Here is a 394-nt window from a genome sequence, read left to right on the forward strand (position 1 = left end):
AGCGTTCCAAACATTCAAAAATAGTTGGGACTTCCCTTAATAAATCTGTTACTTTCTTTTTCAAGATAGCCCAAGCTTGCTCAATAGGATTCAAATCTGGTGAATAAGGCGGTAGAGGTAAGAAAAAGTGTTTATCTTGGATGCAGAGTTCATCCAAAATGTTCTTGGGATCAAAACTAGCATTGTCCATGATAATAACATGAGGTGTCTTCAAAGCAGGCAGGAGTTGCGTTTTGAACCACTCCCCAAAGAAATCGCTTGTCCTGCTGTTCTTGTAAATCATGGGAGCTATAAACTCTCCGTCTACTTGTCCTGCAACAATTGAAGTTCGCTCAAAACGACGTCCGCTAATCTTTTCATAGACTTTCTCCCCTCTAGGAGCCCCTGCATAAGG

1 pseudogene is annotated in these 394 nt (G+C 41.4%); it reads right to left on the minus strand.

Annotated elements, in window-relative coordinates:
* Positions 1 to 394 (minus strand): annotated as a pseudogene (locus HT701_RS05985) (IS630 family transposase); the annotation flags it as partial.

The organism is Streptococcus sp. 10824, from assembly GCF_013276595.1.
Lineage (GTDB): Bacteria > Bacillota > Bacilli > Lactobacillales > Streptococcaceae > Streptococcus > Streptococcus pseudopneumoniae.